The 25,491-nt window shown below is 34.1% G+C and carries 20 protein-coding genes and 1 riboswitch; of the genes, 17 read left to right on the top strand and 3 right to left on the bottom strand.

Annotated elements, in window-relative coordinates; all coding sequences use genetic code 11:
* Positions 1-16: 16 nt before the first annotated feature.
* Both PQ462_RS02435 and metK read right to left on the bottom strand, forming a co-directional pair.
* Positions 17-1,789 (bottom strand): DUF4153 domain-containing protein, encoded by a 1,773-nt coding sequence (locus PQ462_RS02435; RefSeq protein WP_274252240.1) that lies wholly within the window; start codon positions 1,787-1,789, stop codon positions 17-19.
* 139 nt (positions 1,790-1,928) lie between these two features.
* Complete coding sequence (metK, locus tag PQ462_RS02440) at positions 1,929-3,179, bottom strand: methionine adenosyltransferase (protein ID WP_012023567.1); 1,251 nt, start codon at positions 3,177-3,179, stop codon at positions 1,929-1,931.
* A 530-nt stretch (positions 3,180-3,709) separates the two neighbouring features.
* On the opposite strand from metK, the gene PQ462_RS02445 reads away from it, so the two are divergent.
* The 11 genes from PQ462_RS02445 to PQ462_RS02495 all read left to right on the top strand — a co-directional run bounded on the left by PQ462_RS02445 (position 3,710) and on the right by PQ462_RS02495 (position 17,289).
* Positions 3,710-6,556: a TonB-dependent receptor plug domain-containing protein gene (locus tag PQ462_RS02445; protein ID WP_274252241.1), complete on the top strand. Its 2,847-nt coding sequence runs from the start codon at positions 3,710-3,712 to the stop codon at positions 6,554-6,556.
* A 419-nt stretch (positions 6,557-6,975) separates the two neighbouring features.
* Positions 6,976-7,164: a hypothetical protein gene (locus PQ462_RS02450; RefSeq protein WP_121362455.1), complete on the top strand. Its 189-nt coding sequence runs from the start codon at positions 6,976-6,978 to the stop codon at positions 7,162-7,164.
* 73 nt (positions 7,165-7,237) lie between these two features.
* Complete coding sequence (locus tag PQ462_RS02455) at positions 7,238-8,542, top strand: O-acetylhomoserine aminocarboxypropyltransferase/cysteine synthase family protein (protein ID WP_274252243.1); 1,305 nt, start codon at positions 7,238-7,240, stop codon at positions 8,540-8,542.
* 110 nt (positions 8,543-8,652) lie between these two features.
* Positions 8,653-9,741, top strand: coding sequence for an aspartate kinase (locus PQ462_RS02460; protein ID WP_149205609.1), 1,089 nt, complete (start codon positions 8,653-8,655; stop codon positions 9,739-9,741).
* Between the two features lie 545 nt (positions 9,742-10,286).
* Positions 10,287-10,478 (top strand): hypothetical protein, encoded by a 192-nt coding sequence (locus tag PQ462_RS02465; protein ID WP_274252244.1) that lies wholly within the window; start codon positions 10,287-10,289, stop codon positions 10,476-10,478.
* 189 nt (positions 10,479-10,667) lie between these two features.
* A riboswitch (SAM riboswitch) is annotated at positions 10,668-10,776 on the top strand.
* Positions 10,777-10,855: 79 nt separating this feature from the next.
* Positions 10,856-11,839 carry an alpha/beta fold hydrolase gene (locus PQ462_RS02470; protein ID WP_274252245.1) on the top strand — a complete coding sequence of 328 codons (984 nt, stop codon included), beginning with the start codon at positions 10,856-10,858 and terminating at the stop codon, positions 11,837-11,839.
* Position 11,840: 1 nt separating this feature from the next.
* Positions 11,841-14,255 carry a bifunctional aspartate kinase/homoserine dehydrogenase I gene (thrA, locus tag PQ462_RS02475; RefSeq protein ID WP_274252246.1) on the top strand — a complete coding sequence of 805 codons (2,415 nt, stop codon included), beginning with the start codon at positions 11,841-11,843 and terminating at the stop codon, positions 14,253-14,255.
* 90 nt (positions 14,256-14,345) lie between these two features.
* Positions 14,346-14,771, top strand: a complete 426-nt coding sequence (locus PQ462_RS02480) for an OsmC family protein (RefSeq protein ID WP_073408333.1) — start codon at positions 14,346-14,348, stop codon at positions 14,769-14,771.
* A gap of 142 nt (positions 14,772-14,913) precedes the next feature.
* Positions 14,914-16,086, top strand: a complete 1,173-nt coding sequence (locus PQ462_RS02485; RefSeq protein ID WP_012023574.1) for a trans-sulfuration enzyme family protein — start codon at positions 14,914-14,916, stop codon at positions 16,084-16,086.
* A 159-nt stretch (positions 16,087-16,245) separates the two neighbouring features.
* Positions 16,246-16,746 carry an RDD family protein gene (locus tag PQ462_RS02490; protein ID WP_274252247.1) on the top strand — a complete coding sequence of 167 codons (501 nt, stop codon included), beginning with the start codon at positions 16,246-16,248 and terminating at the stop codon, positions 16,744-16,746.
* Positions 16,747-16,878: 132 nt separating this feature from the next.
* Positions 16,879-17,289, top strand: a complete 411-nt coding sequence (locus tag PQ462_RS02495) for an RrF2 family transcriptional regulator (protein WP_012023576.1) — start codon at positions 16,879-16,881, stop codon at positions 17,287-17,289.
* 81 nt (positions 17,290-17,370) lie between these two features.
* Here the strand turns inward: PQ462_RS02495 and PQ462_RS02500 are convergent, their stop codons facing one another.
* Complete coding sequence (locus PQ462_RS02500; protein WP_274252248.1) at positions 17,371-18,153, bottom strand: sulfite exporter TauE/SafE family protein; 783 nt, start codon at positions 18,151-18,153, stop codon at positions 17,371-17,373.
* A gap of 312 nt (positions 18,154-18,465) precedes the next feature.
* Between PQ462_RS02500 and PQ462_RS02505 the strand changes: the two genes are divergently transcribed.
* The 6 genes from PQ462_RS02505 (at position 18,466) to cobA (ending at position 25,443) form a co-directional block, all read left to right on the top strand.
* Positions 18,466-19,353: a sulfite exporter TauE/SafE family protein gene (locus PQ462_RS02505; RefSeq protein ID WP_121362450.1), complete on the top strand. Its 888-nt coding sequence runs from the start codon at positions 18,466-18,468 to the stop codon at positions 19,351-19,353.
* Between the two features lie 25 nt (positions 19,354-19,378).
* Entirely contained in the window at positions 19,379-20,089 is a 711-nt protein-coding gene (locus PQ462_RS02510; RefSeq protein WP_274252249.1) for a phosphoadenylyl-sulfate reductase, read from the top strand.
* Positions 20,090-20,242: 153 nt separating this feature from the next.
* On the top strand, positions 20,243-21,142 hold the full coding sequence (gene cysD / locus PQ462_RS02515; protein WP_017497285.1) for a sulfate adenylyltransferase subunit CysD: 900 nt from the start codon (positions 20,243-20,245) through the stop codon (positions 21,140-21,142).
* 117 nt (positions 21,143-21,259) lie between these two features.
* Positions 21,260-22,504, top strand: a complete 1,245-nt coding sequence (locus PQ462_RS02520) for a sulfate adenylyltransferase subunit 1 (protein ID WP_274252250.1) — start codon at positions 21,260-21,262, stop codon at positions 22,502-22,504.
* A gap of 82 nt (positions 22,505-22,586) precedes the next feature.
* On the top strand, positions 22,587-24,677 hold the full coding sequence (locus PQ462_RS02525; RefSeq protein WP_274252251.1) for a HEPN domain-containing protein: 2,091 nt from the start codon (positions 22,587-22,589) through the stop codon (positions 24,675-24,677).
* On the top strand, positions 24,670-25,443 hold the full coding sequence (cobA, locus tag PQ462_RS02530; protein ID WP_274252252.1) for a uroporphyrinogen-III C-methyltransferase: 774 nt from the start codon (positions 24,670-24,672) through the stop codon (positions 25,441-25,443). Before PQ462_RS02525 ends, cobA begins: the two co-directional genes overlap by 8 nt.
* The last annotated feature ends 48 nt before the right edge of the window (positions 25,444-25,491 follow it).

Genomic DNA, 25,491 nt, shown 5'->3' on the forward strand with positions numbered 1-25,491 from the left:
GCCGGGTTTTATTTTTCTATTTTTTAATGCCTGCCATTACCTTGATTTGATAATTTGCAGGATCTTTTTTATTGTTTTTTATCTTACCATTTACACTCAGATAATTCAGTAAAATAATATATTTTGAAGTTTCTATTTTCTGCTCTATTTTATTATCTGTATCATAATCTCTTTTAAACGCAGAATTGGCATTAACAAAATCGTTTATTTTAAGCGGAATAATGTCTTTATTAATCTGTAATTCCTGACCATAATTTGTCGTTTTAGACTTAATTGAATATGTAGTACCATTCAAAGTAATACATTGGTTACAGTCAAATGCATTGTTTTTATTCAGAATAAAAATGAAATCATAACCATGAATGTTATCCACAACATTATTATTGTTTTCATAGTAATAATAGTTAAAATAATCATTTTCTTTAGGTTTGTCTTCATATTCAGATCGATATTGAAAACCTAAACTTTCCATTATTTTAGTTGATCCCGGGTCTTTGTCTTTTTTGTACAGCGCATCTAATTTTTTATGCGCATACGGAAGCATAATTTCAAAAGAGTAATTTCTTTGTAAAAAATAAACAATACTGCTTAATTCTTTTTCTTCCTCAAAAGTTAATGTTTTTCCTTGAGCTTTTTGCAGATAGTTTTCGAATCGGGATAACTGACTGTATTTTGAAATAGAATCAGCACTTTGAGGTCCAATAATCGAAAACAATCCGGCAAGGCACATAGTTATAGGAATGAATTTTATTTTTGGGTGTTTTGAAATTAAAAAATAAGCCACAACAACCGCGAGCCAAATAGATAATAATAAAACATAATAACGTTCGTGAGTAAATCCGTAAAGATTAATTCGGTATAAAATGGCCCAAAACAATAATACCAACAACGGAATTAATAAAAAATAAAACCAGCGGTTAAAGGTACGCATCCATAAATTACCGCTTTCATTTGCAATAGGATGTATCAATAAAAAAGAAAGAATTCCAACGATAGCAAATGCCAGAACCAAATATGAAACCCATCCTACAGGAAGCGAAAGCGTAACCAGAATTTTTGCTTCATAACAAATTAATATTACCAGATAAATACTTATAAGAGGCAGTAATACAAACTGTGTGAAATTTTTAAGCCCTTTTGGGTAATTTAATTCAAGCGGAAATTCTTTGCTATTCGTTTCAGGAACACCGCTTAAAAAGAAAATAGTATTAAAAACTCCTGCGATGACAAAAAATAGATATCCATATATTTTGCCGTCAAATTCTACTTTAAACAATTGATCGACGGCTAAAATTGCTAAAGCTAACCCGGTGTAAAGAACAATACTGTACAAGCCTGACGTAAGGATTCGTATAAAAAGCTGTTTATTAAATTCCCAAAATTCTTCCTGATTGTATGTCCTTGGAATAAAACCTGCAAAAGAAACCAATAAATGCAAAGCAAGGTTGAGAACAAAAAACTGCTGCCATTGAGCATCTGAGACTCTTTCGCCAAAATTAAAAACAAAAGCAATTAAGGGTACGCTGAATAGTATACTGACAGTAAAGCGTATGATATTGTTTTTGTGTTTAGCAGCAAAAAACAAACTTGCAGAAACTAACCAAACCAGACATAAAGAGCAGCTCATTATTGCCTTTAAATAGAATTCGCTATAGTTGGAATAATCCTGTCTAATATTTAAAACAGCGAAAATGGTACCGCAAATTGCTGTAATAGTTTCTAAAGGAAATCTCAGAATGGTTTTTTGTGCTGCATTTAATACGTTTTGTAATGAAGGAAGTCTGCTCATTTTTTAGTCAGTTATTTTGTACTAAGGAAAGCAAATGCCGTCAAATAAACAAATAAAAAATCCCGAACTCTAAACAAATAGAATTCGGGATTTATATATAAGTAAGATTAAGGAAATTTAGCTTTGAAGCTTAAAAAAATTATAATCCAAATGCAGTTTTTACCTGATCAACAAAATCAAGTTTTTCCCATGTAAACAACTCGACAGTAACTGTTTTTTCGTTTCCGCCGGGAGCAGAGAAAGTTTTAGTAACCGTTTCTGGTTTACGTCCCATGTGTCCGTAAGCAGCAGTTTCACTGTAAATAGGATTTCTTAATTTTAAACGCTGCTCAATAAAGTAAGGACGCATATCGAAGATAGCTTCTACTTTTTTAGCGATCTCACCGTTTGTTAAGTTTACTTTAGAAGTTCCGTAAGTCTCAATGAAAATACCCATTGGCTCAGCAACTCCAATTGCGTAAGAAACCTGAACTAAGATTTCGTCAGCAACACCTGCAGCAACTAAGTTTTTAGCGATATGACGAGTTGCATAAGCAGCACTTCTGTCTACTTTACTTGGATCTTTTCCAGAGAAAGCACCACCACCGTGAGCACCTTTACCTCCGTAAGTGTCAACAATAATTTTTCTTCCTGTTAAACCAGTATCTCCGTGAGGTCCTCCAATAACGAATTTTCCTGTTGGGTTAATATGGTAATTGATTTTATCGTTAAATAAATGAGCGTGCTCAGGGTTTTTAGCGATAATTCTTGGAATCAAAATTTCGATAACATCTTTTTTGATTTTAGCAAGCATTGCAGCTTCTTCATCAAAATCATCATGCTGCGTCGAGATAACAATCGCGTCAATACGAGTTGGTTTGTTATCGTCGCTGTATTCTAAAGTTACCTGAGATTTAGCATCTGGACGTAAATACGTGATTTCTTTGTTTTCACGTCTTAAAATAGCTAACTCTTGTAATAATTTATGAGATAAATCAAGTGCCAATGGCATGAAGTTTTCAGTTTCGTTTGTAGCGTAACCAAACATCATTCCTTGATCTCCAGCACCTTGCTCTTCCGGCTTAGCTCTGTCAACTCCTTGGTTAATGTCTGCAGACTGCTCGTGAATAGCTGATAAAATTCCACAAGAATTTGCCTCAAACATATATTCACTTTTAGTATATCCAATTTTACGGATTACCTCACGTGCAATTTGTTGTACATCAAGATAAGTATTTGATTTTACCTCACCTGCTAAAATAACCTGACCTGTAGTAACCAATGTTTCACAAGCTACTTTCGAATCAGCGTCAAATGCCAGAAAGTTATCAATTAAAGCATCCGAAATTTGATCTGCAACTTTGTCTGGATGCCCTTCACTAACAGATTCTGACGTAAATAAATAAGCCATAATAATTTATTAAATTAACATTAAGCGAGGAAAAGTAATTGCTGAAAGTGCTAAAGGAGAGTTCCTGCTTTAGCATTTTTTACTACCAAAATCTTTATTTCGGCATCCATAATGAACCGTTTCATTATGAAGAGGTTGCAATCAGTTCAAATTTTTCCTCTGTATTCGCGTGCAAAGGTATAAAACCATTTTGATTTGCAAATTAAAGTTCAACTTTTTTTATTTTTTATAGCAGAAATTTAACAAAAGCATACTATTTTGATAGGGTAATAGAAAATATTTTGATTTTTGTTTGGCTGATTAAAAAATAGTTCGCAAATTTGCCTTGTTAAAATCACAGAACAAAAATGAAATTTACAGTTTGCAATATGATGTCTTGTAAGATGCCGGAATTCTCCGCAGAGACTCTATTGTAGATTTTTTTTCAACAATATATAGAACCTCTGCCCGCCGCAGAGGTTTTTTTTGTTTAAAACCGAAAAAAAACTGTAAGTCTTTTAAGCCAAAAACAAATTAATCACTAAAAAGAAATGAAAAAAAATGTACTAATTGTTTTGGGTCTTGTGACATTTTCAGGCCTTTATGCTCAGGACAACAAAACCGAGCAGGATTCTTTGAAGAATAATGAATTGTCAGAAGTAACCATAATTGGATCAAGAAGTAAGAACAGAGTAAAAACAGATGTGCCGGTTCCGGTTGATGTTTTTAATATTGCCGATATTACAAAAGGAGCGCCGCAAACCAGCGTAACTCAAATTTTAAATTATGTTGCGCCGTCGTTTACAAGTAACGCAACATCAACTGCCGATGCAACAGATCACGTAGATCCGGCACAATTAAGAGGTTTAGGACCAGATCAGGTTTTAATTTTAGTAAACGGAAAACGCAGGCACACCAGCGCACTGGTAAACATAAACGGATCGCCCGGAAGAGGATCTGTAGGAACAGATTTAAATGCCATTCCATCTTTTGCTATTGAAAGAATCGAAGTTTTGAGAGACGGTGCGGCAGCACAATACGGGTCGGATGCTATTGCAGGAGTTATCAATATCGTATTAAAGAAAAATGCCAACTATATTTCTGGAGGAGTCCAGTATGGAGCTAACTTGTCATCAGGTTCAAATAACTTTAAAGGCGGTTCTGATGGACAAACAACCCAGATTGATTTAAATTACGGAACTTCTTTAGGAAAACCAGGAAGTTATTTAAACCTAACTGCTGTTGGTGTAACAAGACAGGCAACAAGCAGAGCAGGAATTAGAAATAACGGAATTTTTAATGCTTATAATGCTGTAGAAAACAGAGCGGCTCAAAATGGAGTTGAAATCAATTCATTGTTCAGCAATATTAATACAACAGGAAATTCGGCACAAATTATAAGTTCGCTGCAGCAATATGCGCCGCAGGTAAGTTATTTTACAACAGCACAGCAAAATGCAATTGCATCAGCAACAACAATTGCTCAAATGCAGACAGCACTTAATTTTGATGTTACTAATAATGAGTTAGCATATAGAGGACAGCAAAGAGCAGATTATAATATGAGTGTGGGGCAGTCAGAATTAGCTTCGGGACAAGCATATTATAATGCAAAATATCCTTTAACCGAAACGACTTCACTATATTCATTTGGAGGAATCTCTTATAGAAATGGGAAATCCTATGCTTTTAACAGACTGCCAAACGGTTCAGGAACTTTCACGCAAGTGTACCAAAACGGATTTTTACCGGAAATTGAATCGAAAATATTAGATGCTTCAGCAGCACTTGGAGTTACTACAAATATTTTAGGTTTCAACACAGATTTAAGCACCAATTTAGGAACAAATTCATTTAATTATGATTTAAACAATACTATCAATGCTACTTTAGGAACCAATTCGCCTTTGAGTTTTGATGCCGGAAAAGTTTCATTTTTACAAAGCACAACCAATTTAGATTTCAGTAAAAAGCTTGATGTTCTTTCTGGATTAAATGTTGCTTTTGGAGGGGAATTTAGATATGAAAATTACCAAATTAAAGCAGGAGAAGAAGCTTCATACGGATTATATGATGTAAACGGAGCTTTGGTAACCGGAATTTTACCAAGTACTTCACCTTTAATTGTTACTGATTTCTTTGGTAACAAACGTGGAGCGGGAGCGCAGGGATTCTCAGGATTTCAGCCTTCAGATGCTAAAGAAAAAGACAGACAAAGCGGTGCTGCCTATATTGATTTAGAGTTGAATGCAACCGAAAAATGGCTGGTAAACGGAGCAGCACGTTATGAAAACTATTCAGATTTTGGAAGTACAGTTACTTTTAAATTAGCTTCTCTTTTAAAATTAACAGATAATATCAATTGGAGAGTTTCAGGGCAGACAGGTTTTAGAGCGCCATCATTACAGCAAAAATATTTTGAAAGCAGTTCTACCCAATTCATTAATGGTTCGCCTTATCAGGTTGGATATTTTACAAATGATTCTCAGGCGGCAAAAAGTATTGGTGTAGAAAATTTAAAACCAGAAAAATCAAAAAGCATCAGCACAGGATTTACATTTAAAATTCCAGAAGCAAACATTACAATTTCTACAGATGCTTATTATACAAGAATCAACGACAGAATTGTTTTATCAGGACAATATGCTAGACCAACAGATGCGCAGATAAATGCAGCAACATCGCAGACACAAAAAGATGCTTTGACATTGTTTCAACAGGCATTTGATTTAAAAGGTGTTGAGAGAGCTTCGTTCTGGACAAATGGAATTGACTCAGAAACAAAAGGAATTGATTTAGTAATTTCTCAAAAATATGATGTAATTCAGGATTTTGTAATTAGAAATGATTTTGCTTTAAGTTTTAATGAAACAAAAAGAGTAGGCGCTTTAAATGTACCACAGTCTATTATTGATGCAGGCGGCGATCCTTATATATATTCATTTTTTCCTGAGTCAAGCCGAATTTATTTAGAAGAAGCAATTCCGAAATTAAAAGCAAACCTAACAACGACTTTCAGTATCAAAAAACTGGATATATATTTAAGAAACAGCTATTTTGGAAAAGTAACAGATCCGGGAGCAACAGATGTTAATTTAGATGGATTTTCTTCTGTTTACGAACATCCGGAATACAGCGCAAAATTAGTAACTGATTTGTCGTTCGGATACCAGATAAACGAACATTTTAGAGCAACCGTTGGATTTAATAATATAGGAGATGTTTATCCGGACAGAAATAATCCTTCGACTCCGGCTTTCACAAACACAACTCCAACTTTATCTCCGGCGCCAAGTACAGACTTAACAAACGCAAATCAGTTTGCATATTCAAGAGCTGTATCGCAATTTGGATTAAACGGAAGATTTGGTTTTGCACGTTTAAGTTTTAAATTTTAAAGTAAAAGAATAGACCACAGATTATAAAGATTAAACGAATTAGCGCTGATTTTTAAAATCAATGTAATCTTTTTAATCTGTGGCTAACCTTTCAGAATAATTTAGTGAGCTGAAAGGTTTGATTTTAGTGGCTTACAAAAATTTAATGTTAAATATCAAAATTTTATTTGGCAGTTAAATAAATAAATATTACATTTACTCTATCAAATTAGTCGAGTTTAAAAAAGGAATTAAATTTTAAATAGAAATGAAAACAATAGCAGGAAAAAATATGATGTGTTGTAGTATGATGCAAATGTGCATCCAACCTTGCTGTTGCCAAAAGTAAAAGATACAATCTTTGTTATAGTTACACTATAAGCCCTTTTGGTCGCCATCCGAAAGGGCTTTTTTCATTTCAACACTTTAAATTAAAAATCATGAAGACATTAAATTCCATAGCAGTAGAATATTTATTGAGAAACGATTCTCAAAATGACAATAACAAATCAGAAAATCTAACAAAAGAAATCACAAGAATCAATTCAGAACAGGATAGAAAAGTTCAAAAATCATTACTGTTTCAAATGTATGATCTTGAAACAGAAGGAGAATTTTCTTTTGCTTAATCACCACAAAATTTAATTACAATCAGATAACAATATATAATAGTATTAACAATACCTAAAAAACTAAGAAATCATGAGCACACAAAAATTTGCAACAAACGCATTACACGCAGGACACGATGTTACCAAAAATTCAGGAACAAGAGCAGTACCAATTTATCAGACATCATCATACGTATTTAATAATGCCGATCATGCTGCCAATTTATTCGGTCTTGCCGAAGCTGGATTTATTTACACAAGATTAAATAACCCAACAAACGATGTTTTAGAACAGAGGCTTGCCACACTCGAAGGCGGTATTGGAGCTGTAGTTACGGCATCTGGAGCATCAGCAATTTCTACCACTTTATTAACTTTATTAAGAACCGGCGATCATATCGTAGCATCAAATAGTTTATACGGCGGTACTTACAACTTATTAAGCGTAACATTATCTCGTTTAGGAATTACAACCACTTTTGTAGACCCTTCAGATCCACAAAATTTTACTAAAGCAGCAAAAGAAAATACCAGAGCATTTTTTGTAGAATCTTTAGGAAATCCAAAATTAGACGTATTAGACTTAAAAGCAATTTCGGCAGAAGCCAAAGCATTCAAAGTGCCATTTATAGTAGATAATACAGTTGCGACACCTTATTTATTAAACCCAATTAAATATGGTGCCGATATTGTAATTCACTCTTTAACCAAATATATAGCCGGAAATGGAACATCATTAGGCGGTGTAATTATCGATGCCGGAAACTTTGACTGGGCTAACGGAAAATTTCCTGAATTTACAGAGCCGTCTGCAGGATATCACGGATTAGTATATCACGAAGCTTTAGGAAATGCAGCCTTTATTGCAAAAGCAAGAATCGAAGGATTACGAGATTTCGGAGCTGCTTTGAGTCCGTTTAATGCTTTTCAGATAATTCAGGGATTAGAAACGCTTCCAATCCGAATTAAAAAACACAGTGGAAATGCTTTGGTTCTGGCCGAATGGTTAGAAAAACAAGATGAGGTAGTCTGGGTAAATTATCCAGGTTTGAAATCAAATAAATATTATGATTTAGCCAAAGAATACCTTCCGGAAGGACAAAGCGGTATTATAACTTTTGGATTAAAAGGAGGTTTTGACGCTGCTAAAAAAGTAGTAGACGAAACGAAGTTATTCTCACTTTTGGCCAATATTGGCGACACAAAATCGCTTATTATTCACCCTGCAAGCACTACTCACCAGCAATTGTCTGAAGAAGACCAATTGGCTACAGGAGTATCAAAAGATTTAGTCCGACTTTCTGTTGGAATAGAAGATGTTGAAGATTTAATTGCCGACTTACAAGCGGTTTTTGAAAGCGTAACCCAATCGCAGTACAGCATCAATAAGAATTAGGTTTTTTTGTTTTTTGTTTGAAAAATTGCCTTTAGCAGCGTGAGTTCTGCTAGAGGTGATTTTTTATGAAAAGAAAATCATCATACAGATATATTTTAAAAATTAAAATTATGTCAAAGCTTAAAATAAATATCATCCTATTTGGAATAGGAAATATAGGAAGCACATTAATCAATCAGATTATCGAAAGTCAGGAGTTTTTTCTGCAAAGCAAAAATGTCGATTTTCATTTCCCTATCATTACCAATTCTACAGTAGCCTTTTTCGAGAAAGAAGGCGTTGGATATGCCTGGGAAACCAATTTTAGAGAATTGGCTGTACCGTTTAGAGTCGAAGATATTATTGAATTTGCAAAAGAAAACGAATTCGAAAATCTTATTGCCGTTGATGCCACTGCCAGCGACGAATTGATTGGTCATTATAATACTTTAATCGAAAACGGATTCAATATCGTGGCTGTAAACAAAAAAGCCAATACGCTCCCAATTGATCTCTATAAAAAAATTAGGGAAAATCTAAAAAAATACGACAAAGAGTTCTTGTATGAAACCTCCGTAGATACAGGATTTCCGGTTTTGCAGACATTAAGGGATTTGTATTATTCAGGAGAAAAAATAACCAAAATACGAGGTGTGTTTTCAGATAACCTGAGTTATGTATTTAATCGTTTTTCGGCCGAAGAAAACTCTTTTTCCTCTATTTTAAAAGATGCCAGTCTGCTCGGATTAATGCGTTCTACATTTAAAGAAGATCTGTCTGGAAATGATACTGCCAGAAAACTATTGATCCTGACGAGAGAAATAGGAAAAGAATTCGAATTTTCAGATATAAAAATTCATCCTTTCATAAGAGAAGAACACTTAGAAAAAAATGGAATACTGAATAAAGATGCTATTGATAAATCATTTAAAATTGCCAAAATAACCCAAAAAGACAATCACGTCTTACGATATATTGGAGAATTTGATGTCGAGAAAAATACGCTGGAAGTAAAATTAGTATCAGAACCTGTAACATCAGCAATTGGCCAGTTAAAAGGTTCAGACTCTATTTTCGAAATTTACACACAATCATATGCTAATACTCCAATTGTGCTTCAAAGTGCATCACCATGCAAACAGGCAATTTCGAGAGGTTTAATAACCGATATTCTAAAAGTTGCAGAAAAAATAAAAAATAAAGAAGCAGTCTGGCTTTAGTGGTTTTCAATATTAGATAGTTCTTTGAAAGATTGAAACAGAAAGTTAGATATTTTTTTGTAAGATTTAACCTTCTTTAATTCAAATTGTAATTTTGTAAGATGTTTTTTAACGATAAAAAGCTGTTTTTTAACGTTTTTTAAGAAAAAATAAGCTTTTATAACTTGCAATATTAAAAAAATATTCGCAAATTTGTAAGACAAGTTAGAACTGTTAAAAAAGCAGTAATAATTGTTAAAATAGACAAAAACACTTTTTAGATTTTAATCACATCAAAAAAGTTTATAAAAAATACTAAATGCAAGATTTTTTAAAAATAACAGTCAAATCACAAATGAATAAGTCCCTACAGATGAACAAGATGTTCAATGTCGCACGTATTTGTGTATGCGTCTGTTGATACTAAAAGTATATATAAGTTGTATAAAACTTAGACCCTTTTGGTATTAAAAATCCAAAAGGGTTTTTTTATTCCATTTAGCATCATAACAAAGAATTAAAGTAAACATAAAGATTAAAAAATAACTAACATAAACTTAAACATCATGAGCGCAATTAACTACTTAAGAAAAAAATTCAGAAGTACAAAAACTGAAAGAAACAATCCGCCGCCAATAAATGAATTGATCCACCCAAGTTTCGGAATAACTGAAACAGATAAAAAAGCGGTAAAAAAAGCACCAAATTCATTATTGTTTTTGATGTATTCTAAAGAAAATGAAACGCTTTTCATCTAAGTTGAAAAGTACCATCATACAGGGCTGAAACCTGCATAACATTACTGGGCATAACGTTCGGTAATTTTGTGCGTACAATAGTTTCTGATTGAATTATGTTTAAGAAATTGAATAATCAGTATCGATAAAATTTGTTAGTTTAAGAAATTAGTAGTTAATTTGCACCGTTAAGTTCAAAAACGTATTGAAATGTTATAAAGAAAGGAGGAGGGATTAGACCCGATGAATCCTTAGCAACCCTTCGTTAATTCGAAGAAGGTGCTGCATTCTACCACGCCCAAACGTGGAAAGATAACAACAAGAATTTTTTTAGTTTCAACTCTAGACTTTCTTTCTAATATTTCCACATACAAATCAAAAAGTAAAAAGATTTGAAATTGGAAAATATACCAAGTCCCATTATAATTCAAGATTTCATCACCGAAAGTGGTGCACTGTATCAATCGTTACCGTTAAGTTTTACACTTTCCGGAAAACCGTTATATACAGCTCCAATTGTTTTGGTTAATCATGCCTTAACTGGAAACGCACATGTTACCGGCGAAAATGGCTGGTGGAGTGATCTAATCGGCGAAGCCAAAACTATCGATACCAATCAATATACCGTTTTGGCGTTTAATGTTCCCGGAAACGGAACCGATTCGTTTATAATCGAAAATTATCAGGATTTTACAACCAGAGATATTGCCAAAATCTTCATCAAAGGGTTAAAAGCACTGCATATTGAAAAAGTTTTTGCCATAATAGGCGGTTCTGTCGGCGGAGGAATCGCTTGGGAAATTCTGGCTCTGGAACCCAGCATTACAGAACATTTAATTCCTATTGCAACAGATTGGAAATCGACTGACTGGATGATTGCCAACTGTTTCCTGCAAGAACAAATTCTAAACAATTCTTCGAGACCAATCGAAGATGCCAGAATACACGCTATGTTATGTTACCGTTCTCCGGAATCATTCAAAGAAAAATTTCAGCGAACCATCAATCAGGATCTTTTGATTTTTAATATCGAAAGCTGGCTGGCACATCATGGCAAAAAATTACAGCAGCGATACCAGTTGTCATCTTATAAATTGATGAACCAATTGCTTAAAACCATCGATATTACCAGAAATAGTGAAGATTTCGAAACGTTAATATCTAAATCAAATGCTGCGATTCATATCGTGGCTATCAATTCAGATTTGTTTTTTACACCAAAAGAAAATCTGGAAACCTACAATGAATTAAAGAAATTTAAAAACAATGTTTTTTACAGCGAGATTGATTCGGTTCACGGACATGACGCTTTTTTAATCGAGTACAAACAATTAGATCATTTACTTGCCGATATTTTTAAGGCAGAAACAATAGCAAAATAAAATGAAAGTATTAAAATTTGGAGGTAAATCATTATCAAACGGAGAAGGACTTAACAAAGTAGTTTCAATCATTTCAGATAAAGTAAATCAAGGCGAGCAAATTGCCGTAGTCGTTTCTGCCCGAGGAAATGCGACAGATGAATTAGAAGATATCTTAAGAATTGCTGCTAAAAACGGTAATTATAAGCCTTTATTAGAAAGTTTTAAAGCATACCAGACTTCAGATTATCCGCAGGTAGATTTATCTGAGGAATTCAATATTTTAGATAAATTATTTGAAGGAGTAAGCCTTATTGGTGATTACAGCAATAAAATTAAAGATCAGATTTTGTCAAAAGGCGAATTGCTTTCGGCTAAATTATTGACTTCAATTTTAGTTGAAAAAGGAATACCTGCCAATTTTGTTGATACAAGAGAATTGTTGAAAACAGATTCTAAATTTGGTGATGCTCAGCCTTTAGAACAGCTTTCAAAGAAAAACGTCATCAATTATTTCAAACTTCATAATGGTGAAACAGTAAATATCGTTACCGGTTTTATTGGTTCAAACAACAACAACGACACCACAACTTTAGGAAGAAACGGAAGCAATTACACCGCTTCGTTAATTGCTAATTATCTGGATGCAGAAGAACTTCAAAACTTTACACACGTTGACGGAATCTATACAGCAAATCCAGATTTAGTTGCCGATGCTAAAAAAATCGAATTCTTATCGTTTAATGAGGCAAATGAATTAGCTAATTTTGGAGCAACTATTCTGCATGCCAAAACGATAATTCCTTTATTAGAAAAAAATATTCCCCTTCGTATTTTAAATACATTCAATCACGAAAATCACGGAACTTTAATCACTTCAAATTCTGCAAAAGAAGGAATTAAAACCCTTTCTGTCTTAGAAAATGTATCTCTTGTAAATCTTGAAGGACGAGGATTACTCGGAAAAGCCGGAGTTGATGCCCGAATTTTTAAAGTTATGGGCGATCATAACATCAGCGTAAGCATCATCTCGCAAGGTTCTTCTGAAAGAGGAATTGGATTAGTTGTGGCTAAAGACAAAGCAACTCTTGCAATGGTTGAATTAGAAAAAGAGTTCGAAAATGACTTTTATTCTAAAGATGTAAACCAGATTACAGTGACTGATAATGTTTCGGTAATTTCAATTATTGGGCAGGATTTAAGTACATTCCATAAACCCTATACAGCTTTAATTAAAAATAAAATAGTTCCAATTTTATTCAACAATACCGTTACTGGTAAAAATGTGAGTTTGGTTGTTAAAAAAGAAGAATTAAACAAAGCCTTAAACGTAATTCACGGAGAGATTTTTGGAGTTTCTAAAAAAATCAACATTGCGATTTTCGGTCACGGATTAGTGGGTGGAACTTTAATTAATCAAATTTTAGAATCGGCTTCTGCAATCGAAAAACGAAAAGATATTAAGCTGAATGTTTTTGCTATCGCAAACTCTAAAAAACTGCTTTTAAATAAAAATGGCGTAACTTCAAGCTGGAAAAACGACATTGAAACAAAAGGCGAATCATATACGATTCAGGACATTATTGATTATGCAAATGAATACCATTTAGAGAACTTAATTGCAGTTGATAATACAGCGAGTGCTTCATTTGTAGAAAATTATGTTACACTGGTAGAAAGCAGTTTCGACTTGATTTCGTCAAATAAAGTCGCTAATACTTTAACGTATGGTTTCTATAAAGAATTAAGAAAAGCTTTGGCAGAAAACCAAAAGAATTATTTGTACGAAACCAATGTTGGAGCTGGATTACCGTTAATTGATACAATTAAACTGCTTCACCTTTCAGGAGAAAACATTACAAAAATTAAGGGGGTTTTCTCAGGAACATTAAGTTATTTATTCAATAATTTTTCTGCAAAAGATGCTCCGTTCAGCGAAATTCTGCAGGAAGCAATTGATAACGGATATACAGAACCAGATCCGCGTGAAGATTTATGCGGAAATGATGTGGGAAGAAAATTATTGATCCTGGCAAGAGAATTAGATTTACAAAATGAGTTTGAAGAAATTTCAATTCAAAATTTAATTCCGGAGCACTTACGTGAAGGAAGCGCTGCCGATTTCTTGACTAAATTAAAAGAATTTGATCCAATTTATGCTAAAATAAAAGCAGATCAACAGCCAAATCACGTATTAAGATATATTGGTGAATTGTCTGGAGATTTGCAGAATGACAAAGGAAATTTAGAAGTAAAATTAGTTTCAGTGCCTTCAGATACAGCTTTAGGCGGATTAAAAGGATCTGATTCTTTCTTCGAAATTTATACAGAATCTTATGGAGATCGTCCAATCGTTATTCAAGGAGCCGGTGCAGGTTCTGCCGTAACAGCAAGAGGGGTTTTCGGAGATATTTTGAGATTATCTGATAAAGGGTAATTAGAATTTTAGATTGCAGATTTTAGTCCCGATAGCTATCGGGATAGATTTAAGATTTGAATTCAAACAAAACAAAAAAATAACAACACAATGAAAGTAACACTTAACAGAGTAAATGACGCATTTCATTTTAAAGTAAAAAATGAACGCGGACACATAGTTGACGTTGACAGCAGAGCTGAATTTGGCGGAAGCGATTTAGGTGCAAGTCCAATGGAATTAGTGTTAATGGGGGTTGCAGGATGCAGCGCTATTGATATGATTTCGATTTTAAAGAAACAGCGCCAGGAAATCACTTCTTTTAACGCTGAGGTTGAAGGAACACGAGTGCAGATTGAAGAAGCAAAACCTTTTAAAGAAATCGATGTGGTTTTCTATTTAGAAGGAGAAATTAACCCGGAAAAAGCAAAAAAAGCGGCGCAGCTTTCTTTTGAAAAATACTGTTCAGTTGCCAAAACAGTTGAACCAACAGCAACAATTAAATACAAAGTTGTCTTGAACAACGAAGCTTTATAAATTAGATAATTAGTCAATTAGATAATCAGAAAATGCTCAGATTGCGCATAAATAATTGACTTGTTTTAGTTTAGATTTCAGTTTTTAAAACTTGAAACCTGAAACTTTAAACTTGAAACAAAAAACAAAAAAACAACACACAATGAATACAGAAGAATTTGGTTTTGAGACACAAGCCATTAGAACACAATTAGAAAGATCACAATATTTAGAACATTCGGTGCCTTTGTACCTGTCGTCAAGCTTTGTTTTTGAAGATGCCGAAGATATGAGAGCTTCTTTTACAGAAGAAAAAGAAAGAAATATTTACAGCCGTTTCAGCAATCCAAACACAACTGAGTTTGTGGAGAAAATCTGCAAAATGGAAGGAGCTGAATCTGGTTATGCATTCGCAACAGGAATGGCTGCGGTATATTCTACTTTTGCGGGCTTATTGAATTCAGGCGATCATATCGTTTCTGCAAGCAGTGTTTTTGGTTCTACTCACGCTTTGTTTATGACTTATTTTCCGAAATGGAATATCGAAACTTCTTATTTCGAAATTAATAAACCGGAAACAATCGAAAGTTTCATCAAGCCAAACACTAAAATTTTATACGCCGAATCTCCAACAAATCCCGGAGTAGATGTTATCGATTTAGAATTGTTGGGAAATATTGCCAAAAAACACAACTTGATTTTAATTATCGACAACTGTTTTGCAACGCCATACTTACAGCAGCCAATTAAATTTGGAGCACATTTAGTAATTCATTCTGCTACAAAATTAATCGACGGACAAGGTCGCGTTTTAGGCGGGGTAACAGTTGGAAATGCCGATTTAATCAGACAGATTTATTTGTTTTCTAGAAATACAGGACCGGCTTTATCACCATTTAATGCCTGGGTTCTTTCAAAAAGTTTAGAAACTTTGGCCGTTCGTGTAGACAGACACTGCGAAAATGCTTTAAAAGTAGCTGAATTTTTAGAAAGTCATCCAAATGTAAACAGCGTAAAATATCCTTTCTTAAAATCGCATCCACAATATGAAATTGCTAAAAAGCAAATGAAAGCGGGTGGAAACATTATTGCATTTGAAATTAAAGGTGGTATCGAAGCTGGAAGAAAATTCCTGAATTCAATCGAACTTTGCTCATTATCTGCTAATATTGGAGATACAAGAACAATCGTAACGCATCCGGCATCAACAACTCACAGTAAATTATCAGAAGAAGATCAATTGGCAGTTGGAATCACACAAGGTCTTGTTCGTGTTTCTGTAGGTTTAGAAACCGTAGAAGATGTAATTGCCGATTTAAAACAAGCGCTTGGATAAGTCATCTTCGATTTAAGAATTCAAATTATATTAGTGACGATTTTTGACTGTAAATTTATTACTGTTAAAAATCGTCATTCTTTTTGAGGGATACTTGAGTAAAAATTATATTTTTGTTTCTGAAGAAAAACTAATGCGATCAAAATTAACCATATACCCATGAATCAATCAACTTATATTCTTGATGATAAACTATTAGCTTCAGTTGGAGCGCGGTTTTTAAATTATATTATAGATCTTTTTGCTTTTATAATTCTTTTCGTGATAACAGCCCTTTTTTTGGGAATTTTAATAGGTTTAGGATTTACACAAATTGGAGTATGGATGGATAATATGGGAGATTTTGGATGGAATGTTATTGCTATTCTTATTTCACTAATTTATTATTTGATGATGGAAGGCTTATTTTCAAGATCAATAGGGAAATTTATTACCGGAACTATTGTAGTTGATGAAAACGGTCAAAAACCTGACTTTGGAACTATTTTTAAAAGAAATTTATGTCGTTTTATACCGTTTGATGCATTTACTTTTTTAGGGGGTTCACGAGGCTGGCACGATTCTATTTCTCATACGTATGTGGTTAATAAAAAAGAACTGGATGAAGAAATTAAAATATTTCATGAATTTAATTTAATAGGGAACAAAGAAGTAATTTGATAGATTTAGTAGAATTTAACTATTGATCTGTTATTATTCTCATTTAAAAAGCCTATTTTTGTTGCAGAAAAATATGAAGTTTGTTTGTTTTAGAAAAAATCTAAAATTTACAGTCTCATTTAAAATATAAAAATGCTTTCAAAGAAGACAAAATACGGAATTAAAGCCCTTACATATTTAGCCAGGAGAGAAAATAACGAACCTGTACAAATTGCCGAAATCGCCAAAAGTGAACATATTTCGATTAAATTTCTGGAAAGTATTTTATTATTACTTCGAAATTCAGGATTTCTTGGTGCCAAAAAAGGAAAAGGCGGTGGTTACTATTTAATTAAAGACCCGAAAGATATTAGTATGGCTAAAGTATATCGTATTTTAGAAGGTCCAATTGCGCTGCTTCCATGTGCAAGTCATAATTTCTACGAAAAATGCGACGACTGCGATGACGAATCTACTTGTGCGGCAAGGCGTTTAATGACAGAAGTTCGTGATAATACACTCAAAATATTAGAAAGTAATTCTTTAGCAGATATTGCTTTTTAAGCTTAATTATAATTTAAAAATAAAAAAGACCATTTTCATAAATTTTGAAATGGTCTTTCTTATTTTTTACGAAATTTTAGTTTAAAAAATCAATTTATATCCAGCCATAAAAAGCATTACGGCTATGGCGTTTCTAAGGAATTGATCTGGCACTTTACCGCTTAACATGCTTCCCATATAGATTCCGGGAAGAGATCCCATTAATAGTTGTCCTAATAAAGCTATGTCTAAATTTCCCATTGAAGCATGACCAATTCCGGCAACCAATGTGAGAGGAACAGCATGTGCAATCTCAGTTCCAACTAAACGAGGTGTTGGCAGTAATGGATAAAGGAAAAATAAAGTTACAGTTCCTAAAGCTCCTGCTCCAATAGAAGTTAAAGTTACAGTTGCGCCTAGTAAAACTCCAATTGCAATCGTGAGCATGTTTTGTGTGGTACTTTCACTGTGAAATTTATCTCCGGCATGTTTTTGAGAATATTTTAAAATTTTATTTTTAAATATAATAGCGATTGATGTGAACAATAAAGCCCAGCCCAAACTATATTTAATAACACGATTTATTGTTTCAATATCAGTTTTAATACTGTTTAAAATCCATAAAGTAACTAAAGCTGCTGGAACGCTGCCAAGAGTAAGCCAGCCTGTAATTTTCCAGTTTATGTTTCCTTTTTTATTGTGAACAAAAACGCCTCCTGCTTTAGTAAATGCGGCATATAATAAATCAGTTCCTACAGCGGTTGTTGGCGGAATGTTGAAGTATAATAAAATTGGAGTCATTAAGGAACCGCCGCCAACTCCGGTCAGTCCAACAATAAAACCAACGGCTAATCCTGCAATTACAAGACCTATTTGAAAATCCATAAATAAAAGTTTGGGGCTAAAATACAATAATTTTACAATAATCCTATCGATTTTATAGAGATTAGAAAATGTATTTAATTACCAAATATTTTTGACGTCTAAATTGTTGAAATATCCTGCAATACGGCATTATTTGTGAAATTATACTGCATAATTCTTAATACTCTCTTTTAGAATGTAATGAATGACTAATTGAGGGCTCAAAAAAATAATAATATTGCTTTGTAATTTAGAAATAAGTAGTATTTTTGCAAAGTAATCTATTAACCCGATAGGGTAATGGTTTTTTGAAGCAAATTTAAACTTTTTAATATGGAGAAAGAACTGAAAATAAATAATACAGCCTCTTTTAAAGAGAAGCTTTGGATTGGAATTCCTGTTGTTTTACTAGTAGGTTTATTATTCACTTTAATATACAAGCATCACGCTGAATTTTCCTGGGACGGATTTGTAGCAGGATTCAATCAGGAATTTTTAGTGTTTTTTGCCATTGGAGTTTTTGCTCAATTGGTAGACGGAACACTGGGAATGGGATATGGAGCAACTTCAACCTCATTTTTATTGGCTTATGGAGTACCGCCGGTTATGAGCAGTACCGCAGTTCACGTTTCTGAAATGTTTACAACGGGCGCATCGGCACTTTCTCACCATCGTTTTGGGAACATCAATAAAAAACTGGTAAAGCATTTATTGATTCCGGGAGTTTTAGGTTCTATAACTGGAGCTTATTTGTTGTCAGACGTAATTAATGGCGATGTTATTAAGCCATTTATTGCGGTTTACATGATTATTTTGGCGGTTATCATTATCAGAAAAGCGTTAAAAAAGAATATTGTAAAAAAGAAAACTAAAAAATTAGGTGCTTTAGCAGTTTTTGGCGGATTTATGGATTCTGTTGGAGGCGGAGGCTGGGGGCCAATTGTGACTTCAACTTTATTAGGAAGAGGAAGAAACCCAAGATATACTATTGGTTCTGTAAATGCTGCAGAGTTTGCCATTTCATTTGCAAGCGGTATCACATTTATGCTTTTTGGAGGAATCCACGGCTGGCAGGTTATTATAGGATTGATTTTAGGAGGAGTATTTTCGGCACCTTTAGCAGCTTATTTAGTAAACAAAATCAAAAGAAAACCAATGATGGTTGCTGTTGGAGTTCTAATTATATTATTGAGTTTAAAAACATTATCTAAATTATTATAATTCTTTAGATAGGGAGAAAGAGATTATGAGTGCGATTATTGTACAAGAATTATTAGAGAAAACGAAAGATTTCTCACTTGACGAAACCTTAGTTTTTTTAGCAGAAGAATTTCCGGGAAAAGTAATTTTTTCGACTTCTTTTGGGCAGGAAGATCAGGTAATTACTGATTTTATTGCAAAAAGTAACACAGATATTACTGTTTTTACTTTAGACACAGGAAGATTATTTCAGGAAACGTATGACGTTTTTCACAAAACATTAAAAAAGTATAAAAGACCTATTGAAGTTTTTTTTCCAGAAGCGGCTGCTGTAGAAAATTTACTAAAATCAAAAGGACCAAACAGCTTTTACGATTCAGTTGAAAACAGAAAAGAGTGCTGTTTTATTCGAAAAGTGGTTCCGTTAAGAAAAGCTTTGGCAGGAAACTCAGTTTGGATTACAGGTTTAAGAGCAGAACAGTCAGAAAACAGACACGATTTAAGTTTGTTTGAATACGACGGAAACTTCGAAATCATCAAATTCAATCCGTTGCTAAAATGGACTTTAGAAGAAGTTGAGACGTATTTATCAGAAAACAATGTTCCTCAAAATGCATTGCACAAACAAGGTTTCGTAAGTATTGGATGTGCGCCTTGTACCAGAGCGATTTTCCCTGGAGAAGATATCAGAGCCGGAAGATGGTGGTGGGAATCAAGCCATAAAGAGTGTGGGCTTCACAGTGCGAAAAAAGAGTAAATAGAAGGAAGAATCAAGAGGCAAGACTTTCTGCAGAGAATAGAATATAGATTATAGAATAAAGAGTGGCGATTTTTAGATCAGGCAGCTTGAAACTTTAAACATGAAACCTGAAACAAAATTTTCACAACAAAAATATCAAACAAAAAAACAATGAGTTCAGTATTAAAAACAAACGCTTTAGAGAGTGAAGCGATATACATTTTCAGAGAAGTAATTTCACAGTTTGACAAACCGGTTTTACTTTTCTCAGGAGGAAAAGATTCTATCACATTAGTGCGTTTAGCGCAAAAAGCATTTTTCCCTGCTAAGATTCCGTTTCCTCTATTACACGTTGATACAGGACACAATTTCCCTGAAACCATTGCTTTCAGAGATAAATTGGTAGAAGAATTAGGTTTAGAGCTAATCGTTCGTAATGTTCAGGATGCTATTGATGAAGGAAAAGTGGTTGAAGAAACTGGAAAATATTCAAGCCGTAACAGCTTACAGACAACAACACTTTTAGATGCAATTGAAGAATTTAAGTTTGATGCTTGTATTGGTGGTGCGCGTCGTGACGAGGAAAAAGCAAGAGCGAAAGAACGTATTTTCTCGGTTCGTGATGATTTCGGACAATGGGACGAAAAAAATCAGAGACCTGAGTTGTTTGATATATTAAATGGAAAAATTGAAAATGGACAAAACGTTCGTGTTTTCCCAATTTCAAACTGGACAGAATTAGATGTTTGGAGCTATATCGAGAAAGAACACATCGAGATTCCATCAATCTACTTCTCACATAAAAGAAAAGTTTTTTTGAGAGACGGTTTAATCTGGTCGCATTCTCCTTTTGTGTACCAAGAAGAAGACGAACAAATCGAAGAAAGAATTGTTCGCTTCAGAACCGTTGGAGATATGAGTTGTACAGCAGCAGTTGAATCGTATGCAGCAACAATCGAAGAAGTAGTTGGAGAAATCAGATCATCAACCATTTCTGAAAGAGGAGCCAGAATTGATGATAAACGTTCCGAAGCTGCAATGGAAAAGAGAAAACAACAAGGATACTTTTAATTGATTAATTAATAATTAACAATTGATAATTAAAAAGTAGAATAAAAAAAACAAAAAACATACAGATTTATAAGTTTCGAGAAAACCTGAAACTTTAAACCTGAAACAATATATAAGATGGACGTTTTAAAAATAGCAACAGCAGGAAGTGTAGATGACGGAAAAAGTACTTTGATCGGGAGATTATTGTACGATACAAAATCATTGACGACTGATAAAATAGAAGCAATCGAAAAAAGCAGTAAACAAAAAGGATACGATTACCTTGATTTTTCTTTGGCTACAGATGGTTTAGTGGCAGAAAGAGAGCAAGGAATCACGATTGATGTTGCGCATATTTATTTTTCGACTGCAAAGAAGAGTTACATTATCGCCGATACTCCAGGTCACGTAGAATATACAAGAAACATGGTTACAGGAGCTTCGACTTCTCAGGTTTCTATCATTTTAATTGATGCTAGAAAAGGAGTTATCGAGCAGACTTACCGTCACTTTTTTATCAATAATTTATTGAGAGTGAAAGAAGTAATCGTTGCTATCAACAAAATGGACTTGGTAGATTACTCAGAAGAAGTTTTCAATAAAATCAAAGCTGATTTTCAGGCATTAAATGCAAAAAGTACTTTCAAGGAACAAAATGTAAGTTACATTCCTTTAAGTGCAATCAATGGTGGAAACGTGGTTGATAAATCAGAAAATATGCCTTGGTATGACGGACAAACGGTATTGGAACATTTAGAAGGATTACATGCTTCTGATGTTTTTGAAGCAGGAAAAGCACGTTTCCCAGTTCAGACTGTAATTCGTCCAAAAACGGAAGAATACCACGATTTTAGAGGTTACGCAGGAAAATTATACGGAAACTCAATTAAAGTTGGAGATGCCGTAACGGTTCTTCCTTCTTTAACAGAATCAAAAGTATCTAAAATTCACTTTTTCGATAAAACATTTGATGAAGCCGTAGCAGGTTCTTCCATTACAATCGAATTAGAAAATGATATCAATGTAACAAGAGGTGATATGATTGTAAAATCAGCAGAACTTCCAAAAATTGAAAAAGACATTACCACAACAGTTTGCTGGATGGACAGTAAAAAACTGGTTCCGGGAACTAAATATTTGGTACAGCATAATACCAACAGAGTTTTAGCAAAAGTAGAAAGCATTAAAAATACAATTGCAACAGATTACTCAGGAACGACAGAAGCTTCTCAATTAGCAATTAACGAAATTGGAGAAGTAAGCATCAAATTAAGCAAGCCGTTATATTTTGATTCATACAACGAAAACAAATCAAACGGAGCTTTTATCTTAATTGATACAGCAACAAACACAACAGCAGGAGTAGGATTCATTCGCTAGTTGATAGTTGATGGTTTTTGGTTGATAGTTATTCTGCCAGCAAACCAACAACCAACAACTGACAACCAACAACTAAAGAGAAATGGAAAGTTTTAGAACAGAAATAGAAAATCCGGTAGTTCAAAGAGAGATTATCGAATTAGAAAAAAAGATTCATTTATTCCGTGGAGGAAAAATTGATGATGAGCGTTTTCGTAGTCTTCGTTTAGCGCGTGGAATTTACGGTCAGCGTCAGGAAGGCGTTCAGATGATTCGTATCAAATTGCCTTATGGTAAAGTGACCAGCGAGCAATTAGTTCGTATCACACAAGTTTCTGATGAATATTCTACAGGGCGTTTGCACATAACTACACGTCAGGATATCCAGATTCACTATGTGAGTTTAGACCGAACACCAGAACTTTGGGCAGATTTGGCTAAAGATGATATTACGCTTCGTGAAGCTTGTGGAAACACAGTAAGAAATATTACAGGAAGCGAATTAGCAGGTGTAGACGTAAACGAACCATTTGATGTTTCGCCTTATGCACACGGACTTTTTCAATATTTGTTAAGAAACCCGATTTGTCAGGAAATGGGACGTAAATTCAAAATTTCGTTCTCCTCTTCAGACGAAGATACGGCTTTGAGTTATTTACACGATTTAGGATTTATTCCGAAAATCAAAGACGGACAGCGTGGGTTTAAAATCATGTTTGGAGGAGGTTTAGGATCTCAGCCAGCACATGCCGAATTACTTTCAGAATTCGTTCCGGTTAATGAAATCATTCCAACAGCTGAAGGAATCATCCGTATTTTTGATAGATATGGTGAACGTGCAAAGAGAATGAAAGCGCGTATGAAATTCTTAATCAAAGAAATGGGGAAAGATGCTTTTCTTGATTTGGTTGAAAAAGAGAAAAAAGCCATCGCTTTTGAAACATACGAAATTGATACAACCGCTTTTGACGGACCAATTCCAGAACCGTTATTAGAAGTTCCGCAAGTTACAATCGAAGATACAGAAGCTTATGAAGCTTGGAAAAATTCGAATGTAATTAAGCAGAAACAAGACGGTTATTATGCTATCGGGATCAAAGTTTTATTAGGAGATTTTTATACTGATAAAGCCAGATTATTAGCCGCTTTAATTAAAAACTACGCAGCAAATGAATTACGTTTTTCATTGCGTCAAAATATTGTAATACGTCACGTAAAAGAAGAGAATTTACCATTCTTTTACCAAGAATTAGCCAAATTGGATTTTGTTCAATTAGGATATAATTCAGTTGGAGATATTACGGCATGTCCGGGTACTGATACTTGCAACTTGGGGATTGCAAGTAGTACCGGTATTGCAGAAGAATTAGAAAGAGTTTTAACGGCAGAATATCCTCAGTATTTAAACAACCGCGAAATCGAAATTAAAATTTCAGGCTGTATGAATGCTTGCGGACAACACAATATGTCTGCAATTGGATTCCAAGGAATGTCTATCAACTCAGGAAAACTAGTAGCTCCGGCTTTACAGGTTTTGCTTGGTGGAGGAAGATTAGGAAACGGAGCTGGACGTTTTGCTGATAAAGTAATCAAAGTGCCTAGCCGTAGAGGTCCAGATGCATTGCGTACGATCTTAAATGATTTTGATGCGAATGGAAGCGGACAAAAATTCCTTGATTATTATGATGCAAAAGGAGAAAAATATTTCTACGAAATCTTAAAACCTTACGCAGATGTAACCAATTTAACAGAAGCAGATTTTGTGGATTGGGGTAATGCAGACAATTACGTAAAAGCAGTTGGAGTTGGAGAATGCGCCGGAGTTGTGATCGATTTAGTGGCGACATTATTGTTTGAAGCTAAAGAAAAATTGATTTTGGCTCAGGAATCTTTCGACGAGAAAAAATGGTCAGATGCAATTTACCATGCTTACGCAGGATTTGTAAACGGTGCAAAAGCATTATTATTGGCAGAAAACCAAAAAACAAATCACCACGCAGGAATTGTAGACTTGTTTGATACTGTTTTCATTGACACGAACAAAATCGAATTAAACTCAACTTTTAAAGATTTGGTTTATCAAATCAATAAAAATGAACCATCTGAAGCTTTCGCTAAAGATTATATTGCACAAGCAACAGTTTTCTTTGACAAAATCGAAACTTTCAGAGCACAGGAATTAGCAAATGCATAATATAAAACCCAAAATAACTTTAGTCGGTGCAGGTCCGGGCGATCCCGATTTACTTACGCTAAAAGCTGTAAAAGCATTGGCTGAAGCAAATGTGGTTTTATACGACGCTTTGGCCAACGAAGTAATTCTGGACTACGCGCCTAAAAATGCAATTCGAATTTTTGTTGGAAAAAGAATCGGAAATCATGCTTATACGCAGGATCAAATCAATCAGTTGATTGTGGATAATGCACTGACTTACGGAAACGTAGTTCGATTAAAAGGCGGTGATCCATTTATTTTTGGAAGAGGTGGTGAAGAAGTGGAATTTGCAGAAAGTTTCGGAATCGAAACCATTGTTGTTCCAGGAATTTCATCTGTAGTTGCAGTTCCTGCAAGTCAGGGAATTTCAATAACAAAAAGAGGCGTTTCAGAAAGCTTTTGGGCCATTACGGGAACAACATCAGATAGAAAATTATCTTCAGATGTAGCTTTGGCTGCACAATCTTCTGCAACAGTTGTAATCTTGATGGGAATGCACAAATTGCCTCAAATCATCGATTTGTTTCAAAAAGAAGATAAAGGAAATTTACCCGTTGCGATCATCCAAAACGGAACAACAACAGAAGAAAAAGTTGGAGTTGGAACAGTAGATTCAATTTTAGAAGTTGTAAAAGAAAAAGAATTAGGTTCGCCAGCCATTATTGTTTTCGGCGAGGTTGTCCGCGAAAGCAATAAACTAAAAGGATTTTACGAAGAATTTCTATCAAAAGAAGAAATTCGTTAGAATTATGTTCCGTTAGGAACATCTCATCGGTAGAAAAAAAATGTTTTC

Origin of the sequence: Flavobacterium sp. KACC 22758, from assembly GCF_028736135.1 — a bacterium.
GTDB lineage: Bacteria > Bacteroidota > Bacteroidia > Flavobacteriales > Flavobacteriaceae > Flavobacterium > Flavobacterium johnsoniae.

Excerpts from the sequence above, each read along its gene's own strand:
- PQ462_RS02435 (WP_274252240.1), bottom strand. The coding sequence starts at position 1,789 with ATGAGCAGACTTCCTTCATTACAAAACGTATTAAATGCAGCACAAAAA.
- metK (WP_012023567.1), bottom strand. The coding sequence starts at position 3,179 with ATGGCTTATTTATTTACGTCAGAATCTGTTAGTGAAGGGCATCCAGAC.
- PQ462_RS02445 (WP_274252241.1), top strand. The coding sequence starts at position 3,710 with ATGAAAAAAAATGTACTAATTGTTTTGGGTCTTGTGACATTTTCAGGC.
- PQ462_RS02450 (WP_121362455.1), top strand. The coding sequence starts at position 6,976 with ATGAAGACATTAAATTCCATAGCAGTAGAATATTTATTGAGAAACGAT.
- PQ462_RS02455 (WP_274252243.1), top strand. The coding sequence starts at position 7,238 with ATGAGCACACAAAAATTTGCAACAAACGCATTACACGCAGGACACGAT.
- PQ462_RS02460 (WP_149205609.1), top strand. The coding sequence starts at position 8,653 with ATGTCAAAGCTTAAAATAAATATCATCCTATTTGGAATAGGAAATATA.
- PQ462_RS02465 (WP_274252244.1), top strand. The coding sequence starts at position 10,287 with ATGAGCGCAATTAACTACTTAAGAAAAAAATTCAGAAGTACAAAAACT.
- thrA (WP_274252246.1), top strand. The coding sequence starts at position 11,841 with ATGAAAGTATTAAAATTTGGAGGTAAATCATTATCAAACGGAGAAGGA.
- PQ462_RS02480 (WP_073408333.1), top strand. The coding sequence starts at position 14,346 with ATGAAAGTAACACTTAACAGAGTAAATGACGCATTTCATTTTAAAGTA.
- PQ462_RS02485 (WP_012023574.1), top strand. The coding sequence starts at position 14,914 with ATGAATACAGAAGAATTTGGTTTTGAGACACAAGCCATTAGAACACAA.
- PQ462_RS02490 (WP_274252247.1), top strand. The coding sequence starts at position 16,246 with ATGAATCAATCAACTTATATTCTTGATGATAAACTATTAGCTTCAGTT.
- PQ462_RS02495 (WP_012023576.1), top strand. The coding sequence starts at position 16,879 with ATGCTTTCAAAGAAGACAAAATACGGAATTAAAGCCCTTACATATTTA.
- PQ462_RS02500 (WP_274252248.1), bottom strand. The coding sequence starts at position 18,153 with ATGGATTTTCAAATAGGTCTTGTAATTGCAGGATTAGCCGTTGGTTTT.
- PQ462_RS02505 (WP_121362450.1), top strand. The coding sequence starts at position 18,466 with ATGGAGAAAGAACTGAAAATAAATAATACAGCCTCTTTTAAAGAGAAG.
- PQ462_RS02510 (WP_274252249.1), top strand. The coding sequence starts at position 19,379 with ATGAGTGCGATTATTGTACAAGAATTATTAGAGAAAACGAAAGATTTC.
- cysD (WP_017497285.1), top strand. The coding sequence starts at position 20,243 with ATGAGTTCAGTATTAAAAACAAACGCTTTAGAGAGTGAAGCGATATAC.
- PQ462_RS02520 (WP_274252250.1), top strand. The coding sequence starts at position 21,260 with ATGGACGTTTTAAAAATAGCAACAGCAGGAAGTGTAGATGACGGAAAA.
- PQ462_RS02525 (WP_274252251.1), top strand. The coding sequence starts at position 22,587 with ATGGAAAGTTTTAGAACAGAAATAGAAAATCCGGTAGTTCAAAGAGAG.
- cobA (WP_274252252.1), top strand. The coding sequence starts at position 24,670 with ATGCATAATATAAAACCCAAAATAACTTTAGTCGGTGCAGGTCCGGGC.